Origin of the sequence: Pelomonas sp. SE-A7, assembly GCF_030345705.1 — a bacterium.
Classification (GTDB): Bacteria; Pseudomonadota; Gammaproteobacteria; order Burkholderiales; family Burkholderiaceae_C; genus JAUASW01.
In genome coordinates, this window is the sequence record NZ_JAUASW010000001.1 from 979,855 (window position 1) to 990,245 (window position 10,391).

General features: G+C 67.0%; 7 protein-coding genes. 2 read left to right on the plus strand and 5 right to left on the minus strand.

What is annotated here, in order from left to right:
- The first annotated feature begins 8 nt into the window (after positions 1–8).
- Positions 9–914, plus strand: coding sequence for a sterol desaturase family protein (locus tag QT382_RS04280; RefSeq protein WP_289252806.1), 906 nt, complete (start codon positions 9–11; stop codon positions 912–914).
- On the opposite strand, the gene QT382_RS04285 is transcribed toward QT382_RS04280, so the two are convergent.
- From QT382_RS04285 to aroC, 5 genes are all read right to left on the minus strand, one after another.
- The gene (locus tag QT382_RS04285) at positions 902–1,843 is read right to left on the minus strand and encodes a DHH family phosphoesterase (protein WP_289252807.1); all 942 of its coding nucleotides are present in this window, start codon (positions 1,841–1,843) and stop codon (positions 902–904) included. The two genes, QT382_RS04280 and QT382_RS04285, sit on opposite strands and share 13 nt — an antisense overlap.
- Before the next feature lie 95 nt (positions 1,844–1,938).
- Positions 1,939–5,190, minus strand: a complete 3,252-nt coding sequence (locus QT382_RS04290) for an efflux RND transporter permease subunit (RefSeq protein WP_289252808.1) — start codon at positions 5,188–5,190, stop codon at positions 1,939–1,941.
- 18 nt (positions 5,191–5,208) lie between these two features.
- Positions 5,209–6,384, minus strand: coding sequence for an efflux RND transporter periplasmic adaptor subunit (locus tag QT382_RS04295; protein WP_289252809.1), 1,176 nt, complete (start codon positions 6,382–6,384; stop codon positions 5,209–5,211).
- A 149-nt stretch (positions 6,385–6,533) separates the two neighbouring features.
- Entirely contained in the window at positions 6,534–7,712 is a 1,179-nt protein-coding gene (locus QT382_RS04300; protein WP_289252810.1) for an MFS transporter, read from the minus strand.
- Between the two features lie 10 nt (positions 7,713–7,722).
- Entirely contained in the window at positions 7,723–8,820 is a 1,098-nt protein-coding gene (aroC, locus tag QT382_RS04305; protein WP_289252811.1) for a chorismate synthase, read from the minus strand.
- A gap of 173 nt (positions 8,821–8,993) precedes the next feature.
- Between aroC and uxaC the strand changes: the two genes are divergently transcribed.
- Positions 8,994–10,388 (plus strand): glucuronate isomerase, encoded by a 1,395-nt coding sequence (gene uxaC / locus QT382_RS04310; protein ID WP_289252812.1) that lies wholly within the window; start codon positions 8,994–8,996, stop codon positions 10,386–10,388.
- Positions 10,389–10,391: the final 3 nt, after the last annotated feature.

Consider the following 10,391-nt stretch of genomic DNA (forward strand, 5'->3'; position numbering starts at 1 on the left):
CTGGCACCGTGACACCGATAGAGAAATTCCTGCTCTTCGTGGCCGCACCCACCGTGCTGGGCCTTTCGCTGCTCGAGGGCCTGGTGCTGAGCTGGCACAAAGGCGGCTACGACTGGCGCGCCTGTGGCGTCTCGTTCTTCGACTATGCGCTGCGCATCGCGGTGACGATCTTCCTGCCGATCACCCTGGCCGAGCCGCTGCTGCGCTGGACCATAGAACACCGGCTGACCGACCTCCACGTCAATGACGTCGGCAGCTTCCTGCTGCTCTTTCTGGGCCTGGAGTTCTGCTACTACTGGCTGCACCGCATGGGCCACAGGGTGCGCTGGTTCTGGTGCAACCATGCGGTTCACCATTCGCCCAACCAGCTGTGCCTGATGGCCTCGCTGCGAATAGGCGCCTTCGGCAAGCTGATAGGCGGCGTGATCTTCCTGCTGCCGCTGATCTGGCTGGGCTTCGACACGCGCCTGGTGCTGACCGCCCTGACCCTGAACCTGCTCTACCAGTTCTGGATCCATGCGACCTGGATCCCCAAGCTGGGATGGCTGGAATACGTGCTGAACACGCCCTCGGCCCACCGGGTCCACCATGCGGCCAACCTCGAATACCTGGACGCCAACTATGGCGGCGTGCTGATCGTGTTCGACCGGCTGTTCGGCACCTATGTGGAAGAGCGCGAGGACCTGCCCTGCCGCTATGGCCTGATCCATCCGATCACCACGAACAATCCGTTCAAGGTCGAGTTCGGACAATGGATTCAGCTGGGCCGCGACCTGCTCAAGGCGCGCAGCCCGCAGGCCGTGCTGGGCCTGCTTTTCAAGCCGCCGGGTTGGAACCCGGAAGGCCCGGGCGAGACCACCGAAGAGATGCGCCAGCGCGCCGCCGACGCAGGGGTGACGGCTCAGCCGTCCTGATTGATCTTCGCGATCAGCTCGGCCATCACGGCCTCGGCCTTGTCATTGGCGATCTGGCAGGTGCCGGCGGCCTGGTGACCACCGCCGCCATACTCGAGCATCAGCGCACCCACATTGGTCTTGCTGCCGCGGTCCAGGATGGACTTGCCGGTGGCGAACACCGTGTTCTGCTTCTGCAAGCCCCACATCACGTGGATGGAGATATTGGTCTCCGGGTACATGGCGTAGATCATGAAGCGGTTGCAGGCGTAGATGGTCTCCTCGCCGCGCAGGTCCAGCACCGCCAGGTTCTTGTGGACCGTGGTGCAGCGCTCGATCTGCTCGCGCGCCTTGGCCGTGTGCTCGAAGTACAGGTCGACCCGCTCCACCACGTCTGGCAGGGCCAGGATGTCGTCGATCTCGTGGTCGGCGCAGTACTTGATCAGGTCCATCATCAGCGCGTAGTTGCTGATGCGGAACTCGCGGAAGCGGCCCAGGCCGGTGCGCGAATCCATCAGGTAGTTCAGCAGCACCCAGTCGCTGGGGTCGAGGATCTCTTCGCGGCTGAACTGGGCCGAGTCGGCCTTGTCCACGGCCGCCATCATGGCCTCGCTGACCTTGGGGAAACGGGCCTTGCCGCCGTAGTAGTCGTAGACCACGCGCGCCGCCGAGGGTGCCTTGGGGTCGATGATGTGGTTCTTGCGCTCGCCGGTGTTGCGCACCGTCTCCGACTCATGGTGGTCGAAGACCAGGTGGGCGCCGGGCACGTAGGGCAGATTGGTCGTGATGTCGCGCGCCGTGATGGCGACCTTGCCGTCCTGCATGTCCTTGGGGTGGACGAAGCTGATGTCGTCGATGATGCCCATCTCGTTCAGCAGCACGGCGCAGACCAGGCCGTCGAAATCGCTGCGGGTGACCAGGCGGTACTTCTGGGTGGCTTCGTCGCTCATCGGGGACTCCTTGGATCGGTCGGGCCATGCTACCGCGCCGGGGCAAAAGAGAAAGGGGCGCGGATGCGCCCCTTTGCACGGTTGCTTGACTGGCGTCAGTCGTCACCGGCCGGCATCACCGCCGCGCCCTGGGCGCCAGCCGGACGCCGACGGAACAGGCGGCCGATCCACTGGCCCATCTGGCCGAAGCGGCGCGGCACGTTCAGCACATAGCTGTAGATCACCGGCACCACGACCAGGGTCAGCAGGGTCGAGGTGATCACCCCGCCGATGATGGCCCGTCCCATGGGCGCCTGGATCTCGCCGCCCTCGTTGAAGGCGATGGCCATGGGCAGCATGCCGAAGATCATCGCCGCCGTGGTCATGATGATGGGGCGCATCCGGATGAGGCCGGCTTCGCGCAGCGCATCGGCCACCGTGGCTCCGGCCTTGCGGGCATGGTTGGCGAAGTCCACCAGCAGGATGGCGTTCTTGGTCACCAGGCCCATCAGCATCACCAGGCCGATCATCGAGAACACGTTCAGCGTGGACCCTGTCACCAGCAGGGCCAGCATCACACCCAGCAGGGCCAGGGGCAGCGAGGCCATGATGGCGATAGGCTGCAGGAAGCTGCCGAACTGGCTGGCCAGCACGATGTAGATGAAGATCACCGCCAGGCCCATGGCGCCGACCAGGCCCATGAAGGCTTCCTTCTGCTGCTTGCCGGCACCGTCCACCAGGAAGCTGACGCCCGGCGGCAGCTGGTGCTCCTTGACCAGCTTGGCCACGTCCTCGTTGACCTCGCCCGAGCTGCGGCCCTTGACGCCGGCATAGACGGCTTCGCGGCGCTGCAGGTTCTGGCGGCGTATCACCTCGGGATTGAACACCGGCTCGATGGTGGCGACCTGGTCGAGCGAGATCGGCGCACCGTCCTTGGAGAAGGCCACCGGCAGCTTGTACATCTGCTCGACGCGCTGGCGCTGCTCGACCGGCAGGCGCAGCAGCACCTCGACCTGGTTGCCGTCCGGCGTGGTCCAGTAGGTGGCGACCTCGCCGTTGACATAGGCGCGCAGCGAAGAAGCGATCTGCGGAGCGGTCAGGCCCAGTTCGCGGATGGCCGAGTCCTTGAGCTTGACCGCGAAGGCCGGCAGGCCGGCGCGCACCGTGGTGTCCACGTCCACTGCGCCCTTGACCTTGCGGATCTTGGCGGCCAGGTCGTTGGCGGCCAGGGTCAGCTGCTCGGCGTCATTGCCCAGCAGGGTGATCCAGACCGGGCGGTTGAAGCCCACGCTGACCTCGATGCCGGGGATGCTGGCGATGGCCTCGCGGATCGCATCCTCGACCTGCTTCTGGCTGCGCTTGCGCTCCTTGCGGTCGACCATGGAGATGTTCAGCTGGGCCTGGTTGCGGCCGGTCTGCATGCCCTCGCCCGAGGCGCCGACCACGGTCGATACCATCTTGATCTCGGGGAACTTGGCCAGCACTTCCTCGACCTGGCGCACCTTGGCATTGCCGCGGTCCAGGCTGGTGGCCGTGGGCATGCGCAGCTGCAGCTGGGTGAAGCCCTGGTCGGTCTCGGGCACGAACTCGCTGCCGACGAAGCCGGCCAGGAACAGGGCCAGCACGAAGCTGCCGAAGCCCGACCAGGCGACGATGCCGCGCGGCGTCAGGGTGGCGAAGCGCAGGCTGCGCTTGGCCGCGCGGTCACGGCTGCCGTCGGCCTTGAACGGGCGACCATAGGCCGGCACCGGCGGCACGAATACGCGGTAGCGGCGACCCGAGAAGATCCAGAGGATGGACTTCTCGTAGAAGCCGTGCAGCCAGTCCATGCCGCGGTCCACGCCACCGATCAGCTGCTTGAACACCGGCAGCTTCTTCAGCCGCTCGGCCGGCGGATCGGGCCAGACGCTGGACAGCATCGGGTCCAGCGTGAAGCTGACGAACAGGCTGACCATCACGGCTACGGCCACGGTGATGCCGAAGGGGTAGAAGAACTTGCCGATGATGCCGCCCATGAAGGCGACCGGCACGAACACGGCGCAGATCGCGAAGGTGGTGGCCATCACCGCCAGGCCGATCTCGTTGGTGCCGTCGAACGAGGCCTTGTGGTGGTCCTTGCCCATGGCTACGTGGCGGACGATGTTCTCCCGCACCACGATGGCGTCATCGATCAGCAAGCCAATGCACAGGCTCAGCGCCATCATGGTCATGAAGTTCAGCGTGAAGCCGAAGGCATGGACCGCGATGAAGCTGGAGATCACGGCGATCGGCAGGGTCAGGCCGGTGATGATGGTGGAGCGCCAGCTGTGCAGGAACAGGAAGACGATGCCCACGGTCAGCAGCGCGCCTTCGATCAGCGTGTGCCTCAGGCCGTCCAGCGAGCCCTTGACGAAGTCGCTGTTGACGTACATCAGCTCCAGCTGGATGTCGTCCGGCAGGGTCTTCTGGATCTGCTTGACCGCGTCCTTCACGGCCTCGCCGGTGGCGACGATGTTGGAGTCCTGCTGCTTGAAGACGTAGAAGCTGACGGCCGGCTGGCCGTTGATGCGGGCGATGGAATCGGGCTCGCGTTCGCGCTCGACCAGGGTGCCCAGGTCGGCCAGCGTCAGCGCCAGACTGCCGCGACGCGCCACGACCACGTTGGCGAACTGCTTGGGATCGCGGACCTTTCCCTCGACCCGCAGCATGGCGTCGGAACTGCCGTCGGAAAGCATGCCGATGGGCTGGTCCGAATTCGCCTGGTTCAGCGCCGTCGCGATCTCGGCCGGCGTGATGCCATAGGCGCGCAGCCGCTGCGGGTCCAGGTCGATGCGCACTTCGCGCGAGACCATGCCGCCAATGTCGACCTTGGCCACGCCATCCACCCGCGCCAGGCGCTTGGAGATGGTGTACTCGGCCAGCATCGAGAGCTCGCGCGCCGGGCGGGTCTTGCTCATCAGCGCCATCACGACGATGGGCTGGGCGTTGTCGCCCTGGTAGCGCATCACCATGGGCGGCTTGACGTCCTTCGGGAAGCCGGCCTGGGCCATGGCGACGCGGTCGCGCACGTCCTGCATGGTGCGGCTCATGTCGGCGTTCAGGCCGAACTCCACATTGACCTGGGTGCGGCCTTCAAAGGCGCGCGAGCTGATGCGCTCGATGCCGGCGATGGTGTTGAGGGCCTCTTCCAGCGGGCGCGAGACTTCGCGCTCCACCGCCTCGGGCGAGGCGCCCGGGTAGCGGACGTCGATGTAGACGCCGGGGAAGCTGATGTCGGGCATCTGCTCGACGCCCAGCTTGGCGTACGAGAACAGGCCCAGCACGCAGATGGCCACCATCACCATGGTCGCAAAGACCGGGTTCTGGATGGAAACGCGGGTGATCCACATGATGCTTGACCCCGCGAATCAGTTGCGGGCTGCGGTGGAAGCCGCAGCGCTTGCCACCTTGGCTCGGTTCTCGACCACCACCGCCTTGGCACCCTCCTTGAGGTTGTCGAAGCGGGCGGCCAGCACCTGGGCATCCGGCTTGACCCCGCCCAGCAGCTCGACCTTGGCCAGATTGCGGTCGCGCCGGCCGGTGGTGACGATGCGACGCACCAGGGACCCGTTCTCGATCATCCAGACATGGTCCTGGCCGGACGAGCTGCCGATGGCGGTGTCGGGCAGGGTCAGGCGCTCGGTGTCGTCCTGCAGCTCGACCTGCGCCACGGCGTACTGGCCGGCGCGGAAGGCTTCCTTGGGATTGCTCAGTTCCAGCGTCACGCCGATGGAGCGGGTGCCGGGCTCGGCCGCCGGAGCGATGCGGGCGATGCGGGCCTCGACCGGCTTGTCCACGCCCTCGATGCGCAGCATGGCCGTCATGCCAGGCTTCAGGCGGCTGACCTCATGGGTGCCGACCAGACCGGCCAGCTCCAGCTTGCTAAGGTCGACGATGGACAGCACCTGCTGCTCGTTCGACACCTTCTCGCCCGGCAGCGCATGGCGCTTGGACACCACGCCGCTGATAGGCGCCACCAGGGCGGCCTGCTTCAGCATGACCTGGGCTGTGTCCATCTGGGCCCGGCTCACACCCAGCTGGGCGCGGGCGGCTTCGAGCGAGGCCTTCGACGAATCCAGCGCAGTCTTGGAAATGAAGTTCTGTGCCGCCAGCCCCTCGTTGGCCTTGTGCTGGCGCTCGGCCTGATCTGCTTGAGCGCGTGCCGATTCGACGCTGGCATTGCGTTCGGCCACGCGGTAGCGCAGCTCCTCCAGGTCCAGCTGACCCAGGGCCTGGCCGGCATGGACCCGGCTGCCTTCGGCCACGTTCAGGCCGACCAGCACGCCCGAAGCCTTGCTGCGGACGATGACGGTGCCAGGCGCCACCAATGGACCCGAGAACTCGATGCGGCCCGGCATGCGGGCCAGCGCCGGCTTGACCACCTCGGAAGGGGTGAATTCGAGCGTCGGCGACGGCTTCTCGCCGTCCTTGCCCTTGGCTTGCTGCTGTGACGCATCCGCGCCCTTGCTGGCCCAGACCGCCACACCGGCTCCACTGGCCAGAACTGCGGCCGCGATGCCGCCAAAAAGCCATTGCTTGCGCATGGAAGTCCCCAAGGTCAATTTAGAAAGTGGCGGCAGTCTAAGAATTGGGTTGGACCGGCCGAATCGATCTGCGACGAAATGCAGATTGCCGGGCATGGAGCGCGCCGACCCCTGACCAACGCCGCGGGGCTGGCGACGAACTGCGGAACTCAGTTGTCGAGCTGCGCGCTGCGCCGGGCGCAAAGCGCGCCGGCCAGGGCGGCGCCGCTGGCCACCCAGAAGATGCTGGCCAGGCCCAGATGACTGACCAGCCAGCCGCCGCCTATGGCCCCGAGCACACCCGAGAAGCCATAGCCCAGCACCGAATACAGGGCCTGGCCACGGCCGCGCAAACGGCCCGGGAAATAGCGGGTCACCAGGGCGATGCAGACCGTGTGCTGGGCCGCGAAGGTCACGGCATGCAAGGTCTGCAGCAGCACCAGCAGCCACAGGTGGGCACCGAAGGCCGCCGTCAGCGCGAAGCGCACAGCCGCCACCAGGGAGCAGACGGTCAGCCAACGGTGCAGGCTGCTGCGCTCCAGCAGCCGCCCCTGCAGGCCGAACCAGGCGACCTCGGCAATGATGGACGCGCCCCACAACAGGCCCACCACCGACTTGCCATAACCCTGCTCGTCCACGTAGAGGCTGAAGAAGGAGTACAGCGAGGTGTGGGCCAGCACCGTCATGAAGACGCTGGCGAAGAACCAGCGCACCGCCGGCTTGCGCATCACCTCGCCCAGCGGCGGCGTGGCTTCGTGACCGTGGGTGGCGCCGCGGTGCACCGGCATCCAGAACGCGGCACCGACGATCAGCAGCAGGCCGACGATCAGCCCCGGCACGAAATAGCCCATGCCCAGCCGCTCCAGTCCCCAGCCGCAGCCGACCACGCTGACCAGGTAGCCGACCGAGCCCCAAAGCCGCACCCGGCCGTAGCGCCGGGCATCGACGCCGCCCTCGGGCGTCATCAGCCGCGCCGCCAGCACCGTCTCGTTCAAGGGTGTGATCGCGGCGTTGAAGCAGAACATCGAGAAGGTCGCCACCGCCAGCAGGCCCACCGTGGGTGGCAGCAGGAACAGCAGGCCGGCCAGCAGCGTCAGCACCGCAGCCAGACGCAGGAGCTGCACACGGCGACCCTTGGCATCGGCCAGCGAACCCCAGACGAAGGGTGCGAACAAGCGGGTCCAGCTGGACAGCGACAGCAGCCAGCCGATCTCGATCAGCGGAATGCCCAGCGACTTGTACCAAAGCGGCGCGTAGGTGCTGAACAGGCCAATGGCTGCGAAGTAGGCACAGGACAGGACCGCGCTGGCCGCAAGAATGCGGCGCGGACCTGGGGCGGGCTCGGACATCAAGCGGCGGTCAGCGCTGGGCGGCTATCGGAGGCAGTTCGTGACGCACGTCGCCGCATTGGGCGCGGTGCTGCAGCGCATGGTCCATCAGCACCAGGGCCAGCATGGCCTCGGCGATCGGCGTGGCGCGGATGCCGACGCAGGGGTCGTGGCGGCCGAAGGTCTCGACCGTGGCCGGCTGGCCAGCCCGGTCTATCGAGGCCTTGGGGCTGCGGATCGAGCTGGTGGGCTTGATCGCAATCGAGACGCGCAGATCCTGGCCGGTAGAGATGCCGCCCAGCACGCCGCCGGAATGATTGGAGGCAAAGCCGGCGGGCGTCAGCTCGTCGCCATGGTGGCTGCCGCGCTGGGCCACGACGCCGAATCCGTCACCAATCTCCACGCCCTTGACTGCGTTGATGCCCATCATGGCGTACGCGATGTCGGAATCCAGCTTGTCGAACAGCGGCGAGCCCAGGCCCACCGGCACGCCGCTGGCCTCGACCGCGATGCGCGCGCCGACCGAATCGCCGGCCTTGCGCAACTGGTCCATGTAGTCCTCCAGCTCGGCAATCTTGCTGGCGTTGGCGGCGAAGAAGGGGTTGTTGCCCACATGCTCCCAGCCCTCGAACGGGATCTCCAGCTCGCCCAGCTGGGTCATGTGGCCGCGGAACGTGGTGCCGTACTGCTCCTGCAGCCATTTGCGGGCCACCGCGCCGGCGCCGACCATGGGCGCGGTCAGGCGGGCCGAGCTGCGGCCACCGCCGCGCGGGTCGCGCAGGCCGTACTTGCGCCAGTAGGTGTAGTCGGCATGGCCGGGGCGGAAGGTGTCGAGGATGTTGCCGTAATCCTTGCTGCGCTGGTCGGTGTTCTTGATCAGCAGGCAGATCGGCGTGCCGGTGGTGCGGCCCTCATAGACGCCGGACAGGATCTCGACCGCGTCCGGCTCGTTGCGCTGGGTCACATGGCGCGAGGTGCCGGGGCGGCGGCGGTCCAGTTCGGGCTGGATGTCGGCCTCGCTGAGCAGCATCCCCGGCGGGCAGCCGTCGATCACGCAGCCTATGGCCGGTCCGTGGCTTTCGCCGAAGTTGGTGACACGGAACAACTCGCCAAAGGTGCTGCCAGACATGCGCGATCCAGGACGGGGATTGAGACCAGGGAGGAGGGGCGATCTTAGCCGCAGCCGTTGCCGACCCCTGGGACAAACCCGGAACTTCCTGGGTACGAATCGCCTGCCAGGCCTTGGCAATCTGAAATATCAGATAGACAATCGTGCCACTTCAGATTTGCAGCAGCCTCACCATGAGCGACTTCCTAGGCCCCGACTTCCTGCTCGACACCGCCACGGCCCGCCAGCTGTTCCACGAGGTGGCGGCCGGCCTGCCCATCATCGACTACCACTCGCACCTGCAGCAGGGCGAGATCGCGGCCCGCAAGCGCTTCTCCAGCATTGCCGAACTCTGGCTGGCCGGCGACCACTACAAGTGGCGCCTGATGCGCAGCGCCGGCATAGACGAGGCCCTGGTCACCGGCGCGGCGCCGGACGAGGACAAGTTCAAGGCCTTCTGCTCGGTGCTGCCGCTGGCCGCCGGCAACCCCATCCACCACTGGAGCCACCTGGAGCTGCGGCGGCTGTTCGGCATCGACCTGACGATCAACGCCGCCAATGCGCCGGCCATCTGGAAGGCCGCCAACGCGCGGCTGGCCGAGATGGATTGCTGGAGCCTGCTGGACCAGGCCAGGGTCGAGGTGGCCTGCACCACGGACGACCCGGCCGACGACCTGGCCCAGCATGCCGAGCTGGCCAACTCGGCGCTCAAGACCCGGGTGCTGCCGGCCTACCGCCCGGACCAGGCCATGCGCTGCAACAAGCCCGAGTTCATCGCCTACCTGCAGAAGCTGGGCGGCACGGCCGGTGTCCGCATCACGACCTTCGAGACCCTGGTCGAGGCGCTGGCGGCCCGGGTGCGCTTCTTCCACAGCCAGGGCGGCCGCATCTCCGACCATGCCATCGACGCGGCCCTCCCCGCCGGCCCGGTCGGACCGGCCCAATGCGAGGCCTTGTTCGCCAAGCGTTTCGCCGGCGGCCAGCTGACCGAGGCCGAGCTCGGGGCCTACCAGCGCGGCCTGCTGCATGCGCTGGGCCGTGTCTACGCCGAGCATGACTGGGCCATGTGCCTGCACATAGGTGCCCAGCGCAACAACAACCGCCGCCGCCTGGACCAGTTCGGCCCCGACACCGGCTACGACTCGATCGCCGACTTCAGCAGCAGCGCCGGCCTGGCCGCCCTGCTCGACGACCTCGACGCTGAGGACCGCCTGCCCAAGACCCTGCTGTTCAACCTGAACCCGGCCATGAGCGAGGTGCTGTCCACGCTGATAGGCGCCTTCCAGGACGGCGCCACCGCCGGCAAGCTGCAGTACGGCCCGGCCTGGTGGTTCAACGACCACAAGGACGGCAATCTGCGCCAGCTGCAGACCCTGGCCGCCCATGGCGTGCTGGGCACGTCGGTGGGCATGGTGACCGACTCGCGCAGCTTCGCTTCCTATCCACGGCATGAGTATTTCCGCCGCCTGCTGTGCCGACAGCTGGGCCAATGGGTGGAGGCCGGCGAATACCCGGACGACGGTGCCGGCCTGGCCCAGATCGTCCGCGGCGTCTGCTACGACAACGCCAAGCAGTACTTCGGACTCTGATTG

Bases quoted from the DNA above. Each gene is read 5' to 3' on its own strand.
- aroC (WP_289252811.1), bottom strand. From the start codon at position 8,820: ATGTCTGGCAGCACCTTTGGCGAGTTGTTCCGTGTCACCAACTTCGGC.
- QT382_RS04300 (WP_289252810.1), bottom strand. From the start codon at position 7,712: ATGTCCGAGCCCGCCCCAGGTCCGCGCCGCATTCTTGCGGCCAGCGCG.
- QT382_RS04285 (WP_289252807.1), bottom strand. From the start codon at position 1,843: ATGAGCGACGAAGCCACCCAGAAGTACCGCCTGGTCACCCGCAGCGAT.
- QT382_RS04290 (WP_289252808.1), bottom strand. From the start codon at position 5,190: ATGTGGATCACCCGCGTTTCCATCCAGAACCCGGTCTTTGCGACCATG.
- uxaC (WP_289252812.1), top strand. From the start codon at position 8,994: ATGAGCGACTTCCTAGGCCCCGACTTCCTGCTCGACACCGCCACGGCC.
- QT382_RS04295 (WP_289252809.1), bottom strand. From the start codon at position 6,384: ATGCGCAAGCAATGGCTTTTTGGCGGCATCGCGGCCGCAGTTCTGGCC.